The organism is Pedobacter sp. AK017, assembly GCF_014200825.1.
Lineage (GTDB): Bacteria > Bacteroidota > Bacteroidia > Sphingobacteriales > Sphingobacteriaceae > Pedobacter > Pedobacter heparinus.
Map to the genome: position 1 here is coordinate 156,612 of NZ_JACHCW010000005.1, position 19,065 is coordinate 175,676.

General features: G+C 42.6%; 19 protein-coding genes. 11 read left to right on the forward strand and 8 right to left on the reverse strand.

The window, feature by feature from the left end; genetic code table 11:
• Positions 1 to 127: 127 nt before the first annotated feature.
• The 3 genes from HDC92_RS08785 to HDC92_RS08795 are packed head-to-tail and all read left to right on the forward strand — an operon-like array spanning position 128 to position 6,331.
• On the forward strand, positions 128 to 3,412 hold the full coding sequence (locus HDC92_RS08785; RefSeq protein ID WP_183873880.1) for a SusC/RagA family TonB-linked outer membrane protein: 3,285 nt from the start codon (positions 128 to 130) through the stop codon (positions 3,410 to 3,412).
• A gap of 9 nt (positions 3,413 to 3,421) precedes the next feature.
• A complete protein-coding gene (locus tag HDC92_RS08790; protein WP_183873882.1) occupies positions 3,422 to 4,801 on the forward strand; it encodes a RagB/SusD family nutrient uptake outer membrane protein in 1,380 nt (459 codons plus the stop codon).
• Between the two features lie 42 nt (positions 4,802 to 4,843).
• The gene (locus HDC92_RS08795) at positions 4,844 to 6,331 is read left to right on the forward strand and encodes a TlpA family protein disulfide reductase (RefSeq protein WP_183873884.1); all 1,488 of its coding nucleotides are present in this window, start codon (positions 4,844 to 4,846) and stop codon (positions 6,329 to 6,331) included.
• Positions 6,332 to 6,343: 12 nt separating this feature from the next.
• Here the strand turns inward: HDC92_RS08795 and HDC92_RS08800 are convergent, their stop codons facing one another.
• From HDC92_RS08800 to HDC92_RS08825, 6 genes are all read right to left on the reverse strand, one after another.
• A complete protein-coding gene (locus HDC92_RS08800; RefSeq protein WP_183873886.1) occupies positions 6,344 to 7,414 on the reverse strand; it encodes a hypothetical protein in 1,071 nt (356 codons plus the stop codon).
• A gap of 55 nt (positions 7,415 to 7,469) precedes the next feature.
• Positions 7,470 to 7,703 carry a hypothetical protein gene (locus HDC92_RS08805; protein WP_183873888.1) on the reverse strand — a complete coding sequence of 78 codons (234 nt, stop codon included), beginning with the start codon at positions 7,701 to 7,703 and terminating at the stop codon, positions 7,470 to 7,472.
• Between the two features lie 108 nt (positions 7,704 to 7,811).
• Positions 7,812 to 8,270, reverse strand: coding sequence for a MauE/DoxX family redox-associated membrane protein (locus HDC92_RS08810; RefSeq protein ID WP_183873890.1), 459 nt, complete (start codon positions 8,268 to 8,270; stop codon positions 7,812 to 7,814).
• Between the two features lie 5 nt (positions 8,271 to 8,275).
• Positions 8,276 to 8,761 (reverse strand): hypothetical protein, encoded by a 486-nt coding sequence (locus tag HDC92_RS08815; protein ID WP_183873892.1) that lies wholly within the window; start codon positions 8,759 to 8,761, stop codon positions 8,276 to 8,278.
• Positions 8,762 to 9,229: 468 nt separating this feature from the next.
• Positions 9,230 to 9,892 carry a Crp/Fnr family transcriptional regulator gene (locus tag HDC92_RS08820; RefSeq protein ID WP_183873894.1) on the reverse strand — a complete coding sequence of 221 codons (663 nt, stop codon included), beginning with the start codon at positions 9,890 to 9,892 and terminating at the stop codon, positions 9,230 to 9,232.
• 9 nt (positions 9,893 to 9,901) lie between these two features.
• Positions 9,902 to 10,171 (reverse strand): hypothetical protein, encoded by a 270-nt coding sequence (locus HDC92_RS08825; RefSeq protein WP_183873896.1) that lies wholly within the window; start codon positions 10,169 to 10,171, stop codon positions 9,902 to 9,904.
• Between the two features lie 259 nt (positions 10,172 to 10,430).
• Here HDC92_RS08825 and HDC92_RS08830 point away from each other — a divergent pair, with 259 nt between their 5' ends.
• Entirely contained in the window at positions 10,431 to 11,366 is a 936-nt protein-coding gene (locus HDC92_RS08830; protein ID WP_183873898.1) for a LytTR family DNA-binding domain-containing protein, read from the forward strand.
• Positions 11,367 to 11,488: 122 nt separating this feature from the next.
• Here HDC92_RS08830 and HDC92_RS08835 read toward each other — a convergent pair whose 3' ends face one another.
• The gene (locus HDC92_RS08835) at positions 11,489 to 11,689 is read right to left on the reverse strand and encodes a hypothetical protein (protein ID WP_183873900.1); all 201 of its coding nucleotides are present in this window, start codon (positions 11,687 to 11,689) and stop codon (positions 11,489 to 11,491) included.
• 279 nt (positions 11,690 to 11,968) lie between these two features.
• Here HDC92_RS08835 and HDC92_RS08840 point away from each other — a divergent pair, with 279 nt between their 5' ends.
• The 7 genes from HDC92_RS08840 (at position 11,969) to HDC92_RS08870 (ending at position 16,366) form a co-directional block, all read left to right on the forward strand.
• Positions 11,969 to 12,178: a hypothetical protein gene (locus HDC92_RS08840; RefSeq protein ID WP_183873902.1), complete on the forward strand. Its 210-nt coding sequence runs from the start codon at positions 11,969 to 11,971 to the stop codon at positions 12,176 to 12,178.
• 20 nt (positions 12,179 to 12,198) lie between these two features.
• Positions 12,199 to 12,840 carry a DUF6266 family protein gene (locus tag HDC92_RS08845; RefSeq protein ID WP_183873904.1) on the forward strand — a complete coding sequence of 214 codons (642 nt, stop codon included), beginning with the start codon at positions 12,199 to 12,201 and terminating at the stop codon, positions 12,838 to 12,840.
• Positions 12,837 to 14,012 (forward strand): hypothetical protein, encoded by a 1,176-nt coding sequence (locus HDC92_RS08850; RefSeq protein ID WP_183873905.1) that lies wholly within the window; start codon positions 12,837 to 12,839, stop codon positions 14,010 to 14,012. The genes HDC92_RS08845 and HDC92_RS08850 overlap by 4 nt, the downstream gene beginning before the upstream one ends.
• A 260-nt stretch (positions 14,013 to 14,272) precedes the next feature.
• The gene (locus HDC92_RS08855; RefSeq protein WP_183873907.1) at positions 14,273 to 14,920 is read left to right on the forward strand and encodes a DUF6266 family protein; all 648 of its coding nucleotides are present in this window, start codon (positions 14,273 to 14,275) and stop codon (positions 14,918 to 14,920) included.
• Between the two features lie 209 nt (positions 14,921 to 15,129).
• Positions 15,130 to 15,534, forward strand: coding sequence for a hypothetical protein (locus HDC92_RS08860; protein ID WP_183873909.1), 405 nt, complete (start codon positions 15,130 to 15,132; stop codon positions 15,532 to 15,534).
• Positions 15,513 to 15,968 (forward strand): peptidoglycan-binding protein, encoded by a 456-nt coding sequence (locus tag HDC92_RS08865; protein WP_183873911.1) that lies wholly within the window; start codon positions 15,513 to 15,515, stop codon positions 15,966 to 15,968. Before HDC92_RS08860 ends, HDC92_RS08865 begins: the two co-directional genes overlap by 22 nt.
• A gap of 29 nt (positions 15,969 to 15,997) precedes the next feature.
• Entirely contained in the window at positions 15,998 to 16,366 is a 369-nt protein-coding gene (locus HDC92_RS08870; protein ID WP_183873913.1) for a hypothetical protein, read from the forward strand.
• Positions 16,367 to 16,381: 15 nt separating this feature from the next.
• Here HDC92_RS08870 and HDC92_RS08875 read toward each other — a convergent pair whose 3' ends face one another.
• Positions 16,382 to 19,057, reverse strand: coding sequence for a glycoside hydrolase family 78 protein (locus HDC92_RS08875; RefSeq protein WP_183873915.1), 2,676 nt, complete (start codon positions 19,055 to 19,057; stop codon positions 16,382 to 16,384).
• Between the last annotated feature and the right edge of the window lie 8 nt (positions 19,058 to 19,065).

The window sequence follows — 19,065 nt, forward strand, 5'->3', positions numbered from 1 at the left end:
TCTACCTGTATTGCTAAGTAAATAAATGCGACTCTATTCAACTAACTAACAGACTAAACAAATGTATACATTTTGTACCAATAATTTGGGTATACGGAACACGTATATCTACAAATTCTTACTAGCTATGCGACTGACCACCATCATTTTAATCGCATCAATGCTCCAGGTAAGTGCAGCGGGCTTTGCCCAAAATCTAACTTATCAGCGAAAAAACACCACCTTGCTCCATCTGTTTAACGAAATCAAAGCCCAAACCAGTTATAATGTGGTCTGGCCGGAACAAGACGTAAAAACCAGCACAACAATCCAGGCTAACTTTAAAAATACACCCATTAAAGAAGTACTGGACCAAAGCCTGAAAGGCTTGAACCTAAGTTACCTCATCAGCAACAAAACCATCATCATCAAAGCAGTAAAACCTACGCTTCTTGATAAAGCAAAAGAGATATTGAACACCGTGCAACAGCTCTTTCGCACTATCAGCGTTACAGGCCGGGTTCTGGACGATCAGGAACAGCCAATTTCCGGCGCTGTTGTAAAAGTTAAAGGAACCAATCAAGCTGCTTTAACAAACGTAAGTGGTCAGTTTCAACTGAACAATGTAGATGAAAATGCTATAATTGTAATCAGTTATCTGGGGTATGTAGCCGAGGAACGCAAAGCAACCCAGGATTTAGGCATCATAAAATTAGCTCTCAGTACCGGCGATCTTAAAGAAATCGAGATCAATGCAGGCTATTATACGGTAAAAGACCGGGAACGCACCGGCTCCATAGCAAAAGTAGATGCTAAAACCATCGAACGCCAACCGGTAAACAATCCCCTGCAGGCCTTGCAAAACCGGGTTCCCGGATTAGAGATCACTCAGCAATCTGGTGTCCCGGGCTCAGGGTTCAGGATACGGATACGTGGACAAAACAGCATCATAAGAGGCAGCGAGCCGTTGTACATCATCGATGGTATGACTTATCCCTCATCCAAAATCAACAGCGCAAATTCCGATCAGATCAACACCGGGGGCTCCAATCCATTAAGCCTCATCAACCCCAACGACATCCAAAGTATTGAAGTGCTTAAGGACGCCGATGCTACGGCGATCTACGGTTCCAGGGGCGCCAATGGCGTAGTGCTCATCACCACAAAGAAAGGCAGCCTTGGTGAAACCCAGGTCAATGGCAGCATAGCCCAGGGTTTCAGTGAAGTTGGCCACAGGCTAAACCTGATGAATACAGAACAATACATGGCTATGCGAACAGAGGCTTTCAAAAATGACAAACTCAACCCTGCCGCAACAGATTACGATGTAAACGGCAGCTGGGATAAAAACAAATACACTGATTGGCAAGATTATTTTGTTGGTGGCCGGGCCAATCAAACCAATGCCGCTTTAAGTGTTTCGGGTGGGGGCCTTAAAAGCAATTACCTGATCGGTGGAAATTATTATGGCGAAGGCACCGTATTCCCCGGCAACTTTGGCTTCAAACGCCTGGGTGTTCATACCAGCATCAATCTTGGCGATAGCGAAAGTCGTTTCCAGGCAGCATTCACTGCAACTTTTAACCATACCACCAGCAACCTGCTCTCACAAGATCCAACTGCCAATGTTACGCTTGCACCCAACCACCCTGATCTGTTTGATCAATATGGGCAGCTGAACTGGAACTATAACAATACGGCATTGAGGATAAATCCTATGGCCTTGCTCAACAATACCATCAATTCGCAAACCGATAACCTGATCGGCAACGTAAACCTGAGTTACCGGATCATCAAAAACCTGGTAATAAAAGCATCTATCGGCTATAGCACCATCAAAAGGGAAGAGCTCGCTAAAAATCCGAACATTGCCCGCGCACCGGCAAACAATCCTACAGCAGCCAACCGGACAAGTATTTTTGGCAATATTTATAACAATTCCTGGATTGCCGAACCGCAACTCAACTATGCCGCCAAACTTGGCCCGGGTAAAATTACTGCCTTAGCCGGAATGAGCTTTCAAACTGAAAAATCCGAACTCCGCACCATAAGGGCAGCCAATTTCAGCAGTGACGAGTTGATGGACAATATTGCATCTGCCGCCACCTTTAGCATCTTTGAGCAGGAATATTCTAAGTACAAGTATGCCGCGTTCTTTACCCGGTTAAACTACAGCATGCTAAATAAATATTTCCTTAACTTTACCGGCAGGCGGGATGGCAGCAGCCGTTTCGGCAGCGGCAAACAATTTGCCAATTTCGGGGCTATAGGTGCTGCCTGGTTATTTTCAGAAGAGCAATTTTTTAAGGATCATCTGGATTTTATTAATCTTGGTAAATTAAGGGCCAGCTATGGCATTACCGGCAATGATCAGATTGGCGATTACCTGTACCTTCAGCTATACGATAGCGGAAACTCTACATATGAAGGAAGCCCAACCTTAATTACCACGCGTATCTCTAATGCCGATTTATCCTGGGAAACCAACAAAAAAGCAGAAATTGCTATGGAGCTGGGGCTATTTGAAAACAAGATCAACCTGCAACTGGCCTGGTTCCGAAACCGGTCATCCAATCAGCTCGTTTCCATCCCACAATCTCCAAGTGTTGGGGCTGCTGTGGTAATGGGCAATTTACCTGCTACGGTACAAAACACAGGTTTAGAGCTGGAAGCCAGTTTTCAGCTGATCAAAGCTAAGAACTGGGACTGGACCAGTAGTGTCAATTTTACCCTTCCTAAAAACAAACTTGTTAAATATCAAAACCTGGACAAATCTGTTAACTCAACCGTATATCTTATCGGCGAACCGCTCAACATCCGCAGGTATTACCATACCTACCTGGACCCACAAACCGGAAATTATGCTTTCGAAGACAAGGATGGCAATACCTTTCAAAATGAGACAGACCGGTATTTACACAAATTTATTGGCCAGGTATTTTACGGGGGTTGGCACAACAATATCCGCTACAAACGTTTCAGCCTCGATTTTCTGGTATCCTTTAGCAAGCAAAACGGAAATAGTTTACTTTATGGCTTAACCTATCCTCCCGGCACTTTTGTGGCAAACTATCCCAATCAGAATATCCCGCTGGCCCTTACAGATCGCTGGCAAAATCCTGGTGATCAGACTGCTCTTGCCAAATATACTACAACCACTCCAGGGCGTGTCAACTTTTTAATGGCCAAAGGTGATACAGGGGAACAATCGTTAACAGACGCCTCTTTTGCAAGGTTAAAAAATCTCTCCTTAAGCTATGAATTCCCTTCCAACTGGTTAAACAAGCTTGGGGTTAAAAAACTTGACCTGAGCTTACAGGGACAGAACATCTTTACCATCACCAGGTACGACGGTTTTGATCCCGAGAACCAGAACTTCCTGCGCCTTCCCCCGCTCCGCAGCTGGGCACTGGCTTTAAAATTCACCCTTTAGGTAAGTATCATGAAAATCAAAATTATATCCATCATCACATTCGCAGCAATAAGCAGCTTATTGTCCTGTAAAAAATTCATCGCAAACGATCCTCCTAAAAACAGCCTCGTACCGGCTTCCGTATTTCAAAACCCAGACCTGGCAACAGCTGCCTTACTCGGCATTTACCAGCAAATGGCCACTTCGGGCTTTTCATCTAACGATGCATCCAGCATCTCGACTGTATGTGGCCTTACAGCAGATGAATTCATTGGCCACAGTCCGGTTTTGCAAATTGCTTACCAGAATCTCATCATCCCTGAAAACCAAACCATCACTGGCATCTGGACCGGTATATATACCAGGCTGTACGATGCCAATGCTTTACTGGAAGGATTAAACAGTGCAAATGCTATTGCAACCCCCATAAAATCCCAGCTGCAGGGCGAAGCTTATTTTATCCGGGCTTTTTGCTATTATTATCTGGTTAATTTATATGGCGATGTCCCTTTAATTTTAACTGCCAACTATAAGGCAAACAGTTCCTCGCCAAAAATACCTGCCGATAAAATTTACACGCAAATCCTCGCCGATCTGCAAATGGCAGCAAACCTGCTGGGCGAAAACTATCCCAAAAACGAAAGGGTACGGGCAAATAAAGCCGCTACTCAGGCGCTGCTTGCAAGAGTATATCTTTATCTGGGCGATTGGGAAAATGCAGAGAAATACAGTACGCTTGTCATCAACCGCAGTAGTACCTATAAATTGTTGGCCCTGGACGCAATCTTTCTAAAAAGCAGCCAGGAAAGCATATGGCAGCTGATGCCAAATCCGAATGCAAATTCACCAGCAAGCTTCCTGATCATCCCAGGTACAGCAGCACCATCCCAAGCCTCTCTACGTTCAGATTTTGCCACTCAGGCTTTTGAAACTGGCGACCAGCGCAAAACAGCCTGGGTAAAAAGCATGATGGCAAATGGAGTTACCTATTACTATCCTTATAAATATCGTGCAGTGATTGCGGCAAATACGCCTGTTACAGAATACACCATGGTACTCCGGTTAGCGGAACAGGTTCTTATTCGCGCAGAAGCCAGGGCCCGGCAAAATAAATTATCCGATGCGATTGATGATCTGGACCTGATCAGGAACCGGGCAACCTTACCCCTGATTAAAAACACCAGCCCAGGGATTTCCCAAAACGACCTGCTTGATGCCATTACCAGGGAAAGAAGAGTAGAGCTATTCGGCGAATGGGGCGATAGGTGGTTCACTTTAAAAAGGACAAACAAATTGAACGCAACATTAACAGGATTAAAACCCAACTGGAAGTCCAATTACGTGCTTTTCCCCATACCCTTTGCAGAGCTCAAAAACAACACCAGCATCAAGCAAAACGAAGGCTATTGATGCAAATAAAATACCTGATTCATAATAAAACACAATAATCCAATGAGAATATTAAACATGGTGTTTATGCTAACCTGCATTTGCACAAACATTGAGGCCCAAACCAATATTAATCTGCCCAGCTTCAGTGGGAAAGTATATCAAAATGATCCAGCTAAAATTGATACCATTGCCATCAGCTATAAAACTCCTTATGCCTCTGCAGCCGACGGGATCAGTCATGTTGAAGTTATTACGGATAGCAGTGGTAATTTCGCTTTTAAACTGCCCAGATATAGCCAGCCAGCCATAATAGCAATCAGGCCCCGTGTAAATGGTAAAGTAGGCTTTTTATACAGTTCTTTTTTCTTTGAACCAACCGACAACATCTTCATCAATATTTACAAAAATACAGAGGGCAAAATGGACAGTGCCAGCTTTTCGGGTATTGGATCAGCTAAATACAACCTGATACGTCAGCTTTCTTCCCCTTACCCTGCAAGGCTTAGGAAAAAAGAAATCGTAACTATGCCACCTGCAAATCTGGCAACTTATCTCTCTGAATTGTATCAACATGTAGATGAACTAAAACAATATAAAGAAGACCTGCTTAAAGAAACTGGTCTGGACACTCAAATGGAAAAAATGATCAGGTATGATTTTGCTAATGCTTACAATAATTGGCTCGTTGCGCTTGGTTATTGGTATACGGTAAGCTATAAAGATAAATTTGCAGAACGTGAGTTAATTAAAAGGCACTTCAATACCTTCAAAGAAGAGTTCCAATACCCAGAAGACCCTGCCATGGCTCTGGTCCCTTCCTTTCTGGAAAAAATAGCATTTCGCGAAAACCTGGATCTCGTGATGAACGCACCGGGCGATACCATCCCCTTAAAAAGACTTTACGATGTTTTTAAAACAAAATACACTGGCTTAGTGCGTGAAGAATTGCTGGCGAATTTTTTTCTGGCAGGTAAAGGACGCACAGCAGAAGTTAAGTTTGATGATCAGCTGTACGACTCCCTATTTAAAGATGCCCGTAAACTCATCACCTTACCTATATTAAAAAAGCCCATGGATCAACAGGCCAAAACACTTAAAGGGCGCAAATTTTTTAATACCTCTTACACTGACATCAATGGTAAACAATTTGATTCCAGCACCTTAAAAGGTAAAGTAATTTTTATTGACCTCTGGGGTACCGGTTGTACCTGGTGCGCCATATTTCACCAGGGCTTTCATAAAGATTATTATCCATTATTAAAAGACAACTCAGACTTTGTTTATTTATCCATTGGCACCAACAAAGAAACCAAACGCTGGAAAGAGGGAATTGCAAGCGGGAAATATACCTCAACTGAGTACTTGAACGTTTATACTTCCGGCCAAACATTACAGCACCCATTTACTAAATACTATAACATCAAAGGTGTACCATTTTTGCTGCTTATCGGACGGGATGGCAACATAGTTTCAGGTAACATAGTGGAACCAAAAGGTGCTTTCCAGCTAATCCAACGGGCACTAAAAATGCCTAAACAAGGTAAATAATCAATCTACCGGTTAGGCAGGCAAACTGTCTAGCCGGTATTTTACCATACAATTCCTGTAGAGCACAAAAATGCAATCCTTGCGTACACTAAAATCACGCATCTTCTCCCCTCTGTATTTAGGTATGTAAAAACTATACCGGTAGGTTCCATTATCTGCAGCATATACATCGATCACATGATTTGCATTAAATTGCTGCATGTTTTCATAATCAGCTATTTTAGCCGAGCAGAGATAAAAACGGTTTTGAAAAACACAGGAATAACGGTTTACTGTTTTTGGCGGCTTACTCTGGGTCAGCGCTATTTCATTTTTACCATTTGTACTAGCCATACTTTTCGATAGCTGGATGCTGGCGGTAGTAGTATCTATAGTTTTCCCTTTGTATAAAAGGGATAAATTGGAATCCAGACATAAAAATTCACCTCTGTAATAATAGGTATAAAAAAACCTGGAACCATCAGGATCACGTTCCAGCCGTCCATCGTTACTAAAAACTTCCTCTGGTTCCCGCTTTAATGTATATGTACGGTCAATGCCAGCTTTTTCATAATTCAACCTTACCAGATCTATCTTCATCGCATCTTTTATAATCTGAACATACCTTCCCATCATCTGTCCTTTAGCTACAAAAGCAGTCCGGTCAAAATAAATTCCCGGAATTTTAAACTCCTGGCGCTGTCCGGTTCCTGTATTGATCAGTATCAATTCAGCACGCTGGCTGCTCAATACATAAATGGTAGTGTCGTTAATCACACCCATATTTATTTTTCTATGCTTTACACTAAAATCCCCGGGCAAGTGGAGCGCTATTTCATTCAGCGCCGACAGCGCGTAATCCGTACTAAATAAACCAAATTGGGGATGGTTTAAATTTTGGAGGTATACCTGTGTCTCAGAGATTCCCGCAAGGTGAAATTTGGAAGTAGGGAATGCCAACACCGGCCCCATCTTCAATTGCAAATCCCTGATATCCCTTGTAAAGCCATTCTGGCCATGGCTACGATTGTTTAAGCTGTATACAAACAAAAACACGCCGCATATTAAAAAAATACCAGTGATAAATAATAAGCTCTTTTTCATATCGATAAATTTAAAATACGGACCACCCCCGTTATAGGAATGGCCCGTTTGGTTTTTACAACTCAGCTTCTAAAAAGCTGAGGTCAACAACTGTTCCTGCCAGTCCCTGATTTCCTGAAGAAAAAGGAACAGTATAGGCAGTGCTCACATTGTATTTGGTAGCACAGTTTTGTTGCGTGTCATCACAAATGATTGTGCGACTGTTTGAACCAGAAGGGAAGTAAGCCTGACCAAATGCTCCCCCAATGCCTGCTGTTGCCAGCAAGGCTGCGAAAAATAACTTTTTCATAATTTGTATTTTTATAATTTTAATCGCTTACTATGGATCACGGGTTTTCAGCAACTCCCGATTCAAATTGGCCAAAGAATATCTTGTACCCCTATTGGGTCTTTGTTTCTAAAATTTTTTCTGCAAAACAATCCCGACCACGCCCAACACAATGAACACGACATTAAATACCAAATGTTCCTGCCAGGAAAATTCTTCAATTATGCCCCCGCAGGAACAAGGAACCGAATCGCTGAAGGATATGATCGCTACGATATACACGGTAAAGAAACACATCAAAGTAAATGCGGCATACAAACCCAGTAAAATTGTTCTTTCAATAAAAAGTCCAATAAAAAACAGCATAGCGATGAGGATTTCAAGAGCTGGTACGAACCATACGAGAAACGGCGCAAAATCAGTAATGATCGGCGATTTGCTCATTTGTAATTGCAAATCGTCAAACGCTATGAGCTTATTCGTTGCAGCATATAAGTAAAGCAGCGCAAATGAATAGCAAATAATATTTATGGTGATGTTTTTTAATAGCACTCGCGTTCGAGTTTTTCGCTTTGGTGTAGTTTCCATTTTTTTTACATTTTATCATATATCTCGCCTGTTCCTACCACTACATTCGTTTCCTTTTCAATCAACAGCGCCAGCTGCCATTCTCCCGCCTTTGTCACCACATCCCAGATTACTATCGCTTCTTTTATTGCTTCTGTACGGCTGGTGGCATAAAGCACCAGGCTTATTGCATCATATTTGCCATCCCCTGCTTTAAGGAACTCCAGTATATATTCTTCTGTTTTGGCTTGTAAAACGGAACAGATCAGCTTATAAAAATCCAGATCATAAGAATGTTTTCCGGTATTGTGCAACAGCACACAAAATGCACCCTGGTCTTTATGATCTGAAACATTTGGATTTAGAAAATGTCTTGTAATTTTCAGTGCTGGTGTTACTCTAAACTTGCCCAGAAATTCTTCTGCTTTTTTCTGACTATCAAAAAAAGCATAGATCTCGTTGGTGTTATGACCTTCGGATTTTACAGAATAGGTGATCAGGTTATTTTCCATATACTTTTGTTCTATATCATTTATAAATGGTTTAATTGTAATTACCTCCTTCCGCTAGCATGCTTATTTCCTGCTCCGGCTAGCGCCGTCCAGAAGAGGCGAGATTTTAGATACATATTCTTCATAATTCTTTCCGTATTAGATAAGCAAACGTAGTTCAAATGCCCCGGAGCAGCTGTTGTGCTTACAACACTTTCAAGTAGTGAATACAACACGTTTATGTTGTGCAGGCAACAGATACTTGTTGTAAATACAACACTACTATCCCACCATTCTGCACAATTTTGTCTCCTTAACAATTGGTAAAGGGAAAGCGAATAATGGATCTAAAAATAAGCAGGGCTTTAAAGGAGTTGGATCGGGCCGATTACTATAACGCTGATGTACCGGAGCTACAGTGTACTCTGGAGTATTGGCTCGAATGTATGGTTAAAAGAAAATATAGACAGAAGCCTAGGATTGATCAGTCTAATCCTGAACATTCGCTGATTCCTCAGCCTGCTTTACGCGGTATCTGGTATGAGAAGAGCTGAAATTTGACCTGTCGATGTCAAGTAATTGGGCAATATAATCATTGTTAATTCTTGATGGCAAGCCCGGATTATCCTTAAGATATAGCGCTACCCGTTCATCAAGCGGAACTTTCAAAAGATGCTGGTAGTGTGCAGATTCCCTTTCCCGTTCTGCCTGGAGATATAATGACACGGCATGCATTTCCTTAAAATCATCGAGTAGGGTTTTCAGATTGGTATAGCTGATACTAAGAGCCCTACCACTTTCAAGTACCTGAACGTTGTTTAACCGGGCAGTTCCATGAAGGAAGCTATGGATATCGATGATAAGGTCGTTTCTTTTACTGATCCGGGAGGTCCGTTCTTTGCTGTTTTTATCATCGTAATAATAACTGCGGGTGATACCACTGTCTAGTAGCAACAATTGTCCTTCGTTAGCGGGACCCTCTTCTTCATAGTTTTGCTGACACACCCCGATCAGGATTTTGCAGGTTTGTCTCAATGCTTTTTCAAATCCTGCAGGGATGGTTTTTACAATTTGCTCTAATGCAGGAAGCACGCGTTTATTTAACATTCGCTCCAGGGTCTCGTGTTTCGTTTCATCTATCCGGTGTTTCATCTATTCAATTCATTTAATGATAATCCTCTTTTTTTTAAGCTTTTTTAAAAGCAATTCTCTCAGTTCAAAGCATTCATTACAACTGCCCTTGTGGTTTAAATAAATATTCACTTCTTTAATACCCTGCCGGCCCAACGCCTCCATCTGTTCTTCAGGAATTTGCTGGCCGCAAGGGAAAGGTTTCTGATCAGTTTTAATGGCCCATATAAAGCCAAGCAATATGATCAGCAGCAGAAAGGAGAAAAATATCGGATTGATGTGCTTTAGCAGGTATCGCATATGTTTTCAGTTAAAATAAATTTGGGATAAAACTATAGCCAATCTGATCAAAAGAAAAGATCTGTGAATCAATTTTTGTATGAAATGCCCAACTATTTATGCGAAATGTACTTTTTTACTGGAGTGTAATTTTTCTTTTTTTGTTAAATTTGTTCTAACTACCTTATTATTTTTTCTCTTGATTGGAGATGGTAGTGCCAGGCCTCCAGATAAGGCACGACAATTCTCAATTTGAGTATAGAATTATGGAAAACTGAAAATGAAAGAAGAAGAACACCTAAATGTAGGAAAACCTGGACACGAATCACCTCAAACTGAAATTACCTATTTCAGTTTTTTTGCTTTAATGGTATTTGCCCTTTTGCTTACCATTACCATAACCTTTCCATCTACTTTAAGGGGCACACTTTTGATGCTTAAGTCATATTGGTTCATCAGGAGTTTTCTTATTCAATTCTATCTTTCATTCCTCCTTATATTCCTAATCCAATACATTACCATTCGTCTGGATAAAAAACATAGTTGGAGGGATGATTTTAAAAACAGACTTTTGATGCAGTTGATTTTAGGTGGAGTATTGCCACTGCTCTTATACTTTTTAGTGTTTTATATTTTAACTGTATTTAAAATTTTGCCAAGAATATTCCCTGGCAGACAATTATTTATGGCAGTGCTTCTGCTGAATGCGATCTATGGGGTGCATTATGGTCTTATGACATATAAGGCAGCGTTGAATGTGTTCGATGATCCGCCCGAAGCACCTTTGGAAATGGTAGAAGGGCACCTGGAAACGCCGGAAGAACAACCTTCGGGAACTTATAATGTTCCTTTTGGTTATGGATTTACTCCGGTGGCATATGAAGATATTGCTTATTTTTGGAGAGAAGACAATCATGTTTACCTACGGCATTTGGATGGTAGCCAGAGTGTTTTAAAGGAGCCTCTCGATAAAATTGAAGAGGGGCAGCAAAATGATTATTTTTTTCGGATAACCCGAGATTACCTTGCTTCCAAAAAGTCAATTGTAAGTACAAAGGTGAACAGAAAAAGAGGTTTTACCATTGTATTGAGCAATCACTTAGTGCTGGATATAGCCAGGAAAAAGACCAATAGGTTTGAAATATGGTATGGCCCGGTAAAAAAGAAAAGCCTGATTAAATCTGGAATAGTCGAAAATCCAGGCAGCAATGTTTGAGGTTATGGTAACGCTGCTATCAGGTGTTGCCTTGATTACAGCTTTATGCCTGGCTTTACAGATTTACATTGAAGAGGAATTGAAAAAGTAACGGGTCCGGCTGCGCTGCAGCCGGACCTGATCTATTTACACAATGCATCCAAAGCAAGCTGGACCTCGGCTTCATCAAGACCTTTATATTCGCTAAATTCTTTTACAGTAATGGCCTGATGCTTTTTCTTATTCAATTCCTCCCGGATTGTTTTAAAGAGCCGTTGTGCCTGTCGTTCGCTAAGGCGCAACAGCCGCGCTGCTTCCTGGGGATAAATACATAATCGTCCCATGTCATGGTTGGTTAAAACCGCAACAGAAAAAGTGGCGCGTAGCGTAATGGTCTCCTAACCTTTACGGAACCCAACTGGCAGTTGGTTGATATTTGATTAATTGAATTCAATATAATCATTGTTTACCTCAATGACAACATCCTACAATAAAACGACAAGAACGACAAATGCGACGCTTTACGACGTAAGCGTCCTATTGCGACATGCGCCATTTTCAAGGCATTTACATTTGGCTTAAAGCTGCAGATAATACTGTCAAAGGCTGAAAAATCAATTTATATGAATGCACAGCATCAAATCCACCGAATGGCCCTGTTCCGGCGTATCTCTACTACCTGTAAACTAGGTGTTGGCTGCCTGTTACCTGCCTGTTTGCTAGGTCTGTACACCTATAGAATGGCCATGAAGGCTGTATTTAAGCAAGATGGCGAACCAACATCAGGTACAGCTAAAATCAATAACCCACAATACCAGTTCATTAATTTTTAAACATTTAAATATCAAATATTATGGCAAAATTAAAAAATGGAATCTTTGGGGCTATCTCAGGGAAGCTTGGCCCCCTTGTCGGTGGAATCTGGAATGGCATTCCATATTTACGGGAACGCCCTAAGCAGGGTGAAATAAAGAAAGCCCGGACATCGGCACAAATTGCCAATGAGGCAAAGTTCAAATTCGGCAACAACTGGCTGGTACCATTTCATCCTTTTGTATCGGTCGGTTTTCACAACTACGCGGTTGGAAAAACAGCCATTGCTGCAGCATTCTCTGCAAATTACCTTCAGGTTATTTCTGGTGCTTATCCCAATTTTGTAATAGATTATCCCAAAGTGGTCATCAGTAAGGGCAGCCTTCCTCAGCTAAAAGACCCTTTGCTGAGTTTGTCAGATCCAGACACGCTGGAAATTAGCTGGCTGCCCAATACGGGTACTCATGCCAGTTACAATGATCAGCTGATGCTGGTACTATATAGCCCGGAGCTTCAAATTGCTGATGGCTTTATTGGCTATGCAAACAGGGCAGATGAACAGTATAGCTTTAAGTTTAACCCTCAGCTGGTGGGTGTTTCGCTAGAGGTTTACCTCAGTGTGGTTTCATTAGACAGAAAAAAAGTTGCAGACAGCATATATATGGGGAGGATAGCGCCATGAAAACGCATACTACTACAACCCTCCATAACCTGGTGGTTTATGATCTTGATCCGGCAGCGGATGCTATGGACCTTAATACGATAGAGAACTGGCTAAACGATTTACCAAAAATAACAAAGGAACTGTATTGCATAATGAACTTTATGGTGTTCAGTCCGGTATCCGACCGGCTGGTAAACAGGCATTTCAGGCAAATCCAAAACGAAAGTATTTTCCTGATCAATACCCTGGAGGGGTACCGTGAAATGACCAAAATACTTAGCGTACTGCAAACTGCTGTACTGAAATGCCTGGAAGATATATTGCTCCATATAGAAAACCACCATAACCAATTTTTTAACCTCGATCTGGTGATTCCTGCAGGCAGCTATGCGAAAGCTGTTTTGGAAATTGAAGCGGATATGAACCCTATGTTCGCTGCTTTGAGGGGCAAGAACGTTGACAAAAATCTGCAACGTCTGATAGAAGGGAGCCTTTCTGATTTTATGAAAGCTGGCAACTGTACCTATTACCGGCTGGCTTATATGAAAGGGCTTCAGGAATCGCTGAACCTTCTATGCCAGATCAGCGGGCATGACGAAATTAATGAGCGTTTAAGGGAATATCTGTTTTACAATAACCTGAACACGGCTGCACATACTGCCTATTATAAAAAGGAAATTCAGAAACAGCTGACAGAAACCTTTAAAGTGCGGGAACAACAGGAATTGTTGTTTGCCTATCAAAAACAGTTTAGGGGCTGGCAGCAGCAAAAAACTTGTGCGTTTAGCCCTAAAAATGATGGGATCAAAGCTCTGCTTTCGGCCTACATTAAAGCGGAGATCAAATACCTGGCGAATAAATTAAAAGGGGATACGACAACGGCTCATCGTGTTTTAACTGGTAAGACCATACCCATCGTTTACCATATACCGGTAACATTTTCTGTAGATGCATTGGCCTATTTTTTTAAGCTGCTGGTTAAAGCTGGGGTTATTGAAGCCGGTTCTAAAAATCGATTGCTGTTATTGCTGGCCAATCAATTTAAAACACCTGGGATTGGCAACGGGGTAATTTCGACCAATAGCATCAGCACGAAATATAAACAGGTAGTGCAAACTACGGCTAAAGCGGTAAGAGTAGTGTTGGTCAGGATGCTGAAATTACTGGATGAAGAGTTTGGTCTGGCTTAAGCTCATAGAAATTTTAATTAAAATTTCATTGGGTTTGCTGCAAATGGGCTATGTTTTTTGCCTTTTTACCCTGGGGAGTACCGTACCCTGGGGTACTGCCAAAAGCTTTTGGTTTTATTTCCCTTTGTTTCATCATTTACAAATAACCAATGGCTGACGAGCTGGTGGTTATGCTGAAATCAGGTTTATAGTGACGATTGTAAACGGGCTAAGCAGATGATGTAATAAACAGAATTATTAATCTTTTAATCCTTAAAATTATGGGAATAATCAGACAAGGGATCCTAGGTGGATTTCGGAAAAAAACCGGCAGCGTCGTCGGAGCGTATTGGCGCAACCTCGATGTAATCCGGGGCTTGCCCAGGGTAAGCAACAAGCCCGCTACACAAGCGCAGATTAACCAGCGGTTTAAATTTGGTTTGGTTACGGGTTTTTTAGCACGTATAGGTGGCATTATTGATCTGGGCTTTGGTTCAGGAAATGGTTCTACAAGCCCGATGAATGAGGCTGTGTCCTATCACCTGCGTGAAGCAATTACCGGTGTTGCACCCAATTTTACCATCGATTACACCAAATTGAAAATGAATCGTGGAAAACTTTTGCTGGCCAATGCTATTGAAGTGGCTGTTACTATAGCTGCCCGTATTGATTTCATCTGGTTAAATACGGTGCCGGATGGAAAGTACAAAGATGCAACAGACAGGGCCAATGTGATGGTTTACAATCCGGTAAAAGACAGTTTTGTTGTTTTGCAGGGAGCAGCTGCGCGTTCGGCTTTGGGTTACAACTTGCTCTTGCCTGGCGACTACAGTGGAGATGAAGTTCATGCATACATCAGCTTCAGTTCGGTTGTCAAAAAGAAACTGGTATCTGATACGTATTACGTAGGCGAGTTCCTGGTACTGTAAGTTGAATTAACGGAAGGCTGTTTGGGTTGTTGGATTTGACCTGGGCGGATATGGCATATGACGTGTAAAGGCAAACACAGCCTGAGCAGCCTTCTTATTACAATCGTCATCTCTAGTCGCAATTGTCATCTCGAGGGAAGCAAAGCGATACTGAAATCAATTCAGTACAGGCTTAGAGATCTAAAAATGTTAAATTAAAATTGAAAAAGATGAATACATTAAAAATAGTAAAGGATGAGGTTTCGGAAAGGAACCTGTTCGCCAATAGATTTATTAAGACCAGCGGACGTAGTTACGTCGGATATGTACTGCTTGGTTTACTGTTGTTGTGGCCCTTGTTACAGCATTGGCTAATGCGTTCCGATCCGACGGTTGGCTATGTTGATCCGAATATCTGGTTGCTGGTCCTGTTGAGCCTGATCTGTTTTCTGATCGTTACCGGATTATGCTGGTGGCTTTTACAGCGGTTTTGGATGAGTTTGGGTTTGCCCACATTGGGCAATATGGTTGTACAGTTTAAAAAAATGGAATCATGGAGGCAATTAGGATTTTACTTTGCATCATTTTGTTTATTGTTGTTAGCAGCGGTCGGATGCCTGAGCGCAATTTGTTAGTGCTCAATATAGCCCGCGCGGAGGTGGGTGTTCGCGAAGCTACAGGGCATAACGACGGCAAGCGTATTGAAGAATATCTGGCAGCAGTTGGATTACCCAAAGGTCATCCATATTGCGCTGCATTCATATCCTGGGTTTTCAAAAAAGCCGGATATGATCGGCCAAGAACAGCCTGGTCGCCGGCTTTATTTCCAGCAAAGCTTCTGGTTAAAACAGCCGCTCCGGGCAATGTTTTTGGCATCTATTTTCCGGCACTTAAAAGAATAGCGCATTGTGGTTTCGTTTCGCAGATAAAAGGTGACTGGATACACACCATTGAAGCCAATACCAGCTTGCCGGGAAGCAGGGAAGGGGATGGAGTTTATGCCAGAACACGGCATTTTAGAACCATTCGCTGTTATGCGGACTGGATTGGGAAAGGAGGTGTAAAATGAAACCGGTATATATATTATATATTCTACTCTTGTTTTACCTTGTCCTGGTATTTGCAGGCTGTGGCTTGTTTAAAAAAACAACCATAACCGGCAATAAGGAAAGCAAATCCACATCAAAGCAATTGGAAGCCAATATGCTGATGTTGAAAAACGCCAATAAAGAAACTCAGGTATTTACTTATTGGACTGACAGTGGTTTTTACCAGGTTGCGCAAATCAAAGAACAAACAGATCTGGCTAAATCCGGTCGGCTGACAGTCGGGGTAAAACATGAAGTTAAGCATGAAAGTAAAATCAAGAAAAAAGAGCCGGCAAAGCTTTGGGTTTATATTGGGATTGTTATTGCTGTATTTGGATTGTGTATTGTAGGGATGAGGTTATTTGCATTTTATAGATAGACTGCTAGAGCTTGCTTAATTCGACTCAAACAGGTAAGAACCGGTCTCAACACTGGTTTTTAGACTGCTGACCCTCTTGCCATCCATGTACCATTGCTGATTTTTACTATTTGGCAGGTTTACCGTAGCAGTAGTACCAGGTGGAATGGTTAGGCGATAGCTGATCTTTTTTCCTGAACGTTTCCATCCGGATGTAATGGTTCCGTAGGGAGAGTTATAGCTTGCAGAGAAATGATCCAGGCCTGTGACGAAATGAGGTGCTATCCGTATGTGTTTAAAACCGGGCACCTGTGGATCTGGCCTAATGCCACCCAGGCCTTTGTACAACCAGGCGCCAATTTCGCCAAACATAATGTGATTGAGCGAGATGTCTCTTTTTGCTTCGATATTCCAGTTTTCATAAAGGGTAGTGGCGCCGTTTTTAATCCACCATCCCCAGGAGGGATAAGTTTCCCTGGCGGCAAGCTGGTAGGCCAGATCGGCATAACCGTTTTCACTCAATGCGTTTAGAATGGTTTTAGTGCCCAGCAGACCTACATCCAGTTGTACGCGGTCAGCTTGTACTTTTTTGGCCAGGTTGGCCGCTACCTGTGGTATGAACTCCTCTGGCACAAGGCCCCAATACAACGCTGTACTGAGCTCTGTCTGGGTGCCGCTTCCGTAGATGAAGGTTTTCCTGTCCAGATACTTATTGTTGATGGCGTTCTTTATTTTGCCGGCCAGGGCACTGTATTTGTCAAAATCTGCTGTCCGGTTCAATAGTTTTGCGGTCCGGGCTAAAATATCTGCATCTACAAAAAAATAAATAGAAGAGGTAAGCTCTACGGAAGATTTGGATTTTACCGGTACCCAATCGCCAAGGCCCCAGCCGGTAAGTCCTGTCGGACTGATTTCGTCCAGATGGTCTACATACAATTTGATGTTCTGATAGTTGTCGGCCAGGATAGTGGTATCTCCATAGAAGAGGTAAATGTTCCAGGGTATGATCGCAATGGTACTGGTCCAGTCCGGGCCGTTTGCCCATTCATAGCCCCAGCCAGCCGTGGGGATGATGGCTGGCAAAATGCCATTTGGCTGCTGCTCATCGCGGTGGTCGGCCATCCACTTTTCATAGATGGTAATGCCATCAAAATTATACAATCCAGTTTCAATGGCAATATGGGCATCACCGGTCCATCCGTTTTTTTCCCGCTGCGGACAATCCGTAGGATAGCCAAATAAATTGGATAGATAAGATTGATTGGTGGCCTTCCAGATCTTGTCAATTGTAGGGTTAGAAGACTGGATCTGCCCATTTGCGGGCACATCACTATGCATGAAATAAGCAGTAAGGCTTTGGTCGTTTAGCCGGATGGGTTTGCTACTGGTTATTTCAACGTATTGAAAGCCCTTATAGTTGAAGCGGGGCATGAAACTTTCTTTTCCAATGCCACTCAAAATAAATATATCAGTCTGGAAAGGGTCTTTATCATCTGTTGGACGGAAATGATAATCTATATTGGACAGATCTACCAGGCCCTCCTTGTTGAGGCGTTCGCCATGTTTGATCCGGATGACAGTGCCGCGTTTGCCGCTGACGGTAAGTTGTGATACGCCGGATATGTTTTGCCCGATGTTAAAGACATATGTACTGTCATTGACTTTGCGCATGCTGGCGGGCAGTTTTTTGGTCTGCCGGATCGGATGGAGCATTTGGGAAACAATTTTTGGTGCGGGGGCCGATCTGTAAATGGCATTTTTCCATTTGGTATCGTTAAAGCCAGGACTATCCCAACCGGTTTGCTCCAATCGGGCATCGTAATGCTCTGCGGTATATATACTATTGAAAATAACCGGGCTGAGCGATGTTTTCCAGTTTCTGTCAGTCGAGATGGTACTCACTGAACCATCGTTGTAAGTGATCCGCAAATCCATACAAAAAGCTGGCCTGTTGCGCCAGGGCGCTTTGTCAAAATACCAGACTGCGGTAGACTGATGGTTGTACCACCCATTACCCAGGAGCACACCAATGGCATTTTCATTGTCGTTGAGGTAGCTGGTTACGTCATGCGTTACATAAACAACCCTCCTGTCAAACCGGGTGTAGACCGGATCCAGACTATGATTGCCCACTTTCTGCCCGTTGATGCTCAATTCGTACAAGCCCGCGGCGGCGATAAAGGCCCGCGCAGATTTTATTTTTTTGTCGGTACTGAAGGTTTTTCTGAAGTATGGAGCGGGTTTTAATTCTACATCCTGATTATCGGATATCCAGGAGCCTTTCCAGTTGGTGCCCGATCTCATCCCTGTTTCAAATTCTCCCAGCGTGCCGGCCATTATGGATTTGTTTTCCTTATCCCAGATCTGTACCCGCCAATAGTAGCGGGTAAATGGTTCCAGTACTTTGCCATCATATTTAACCAGATTTGTTGCCGAGAATGTTTTAGGAGAAATCCAGGCATTGCCGTTGCCATTGGCTACCTCAGCAGCGTCGGTTCCTACATAGATCTGATAGGCGGTTTGCCGGGCATCCCTGCGGACATCGGATAGCTGCCAGCTGAGCCGGGGCTGGGCAATATCCACACCTAAAGGATTGGTTAAATATTCGCACCTCATGTTGATCACTTTGCAGGGTGGGATTGCCTTGGTCCATACAGGAAAAAGCAACAACCCGCCTAGTACCAGGTGTTTTATAATGATCTTTAATGTCATATCATTAA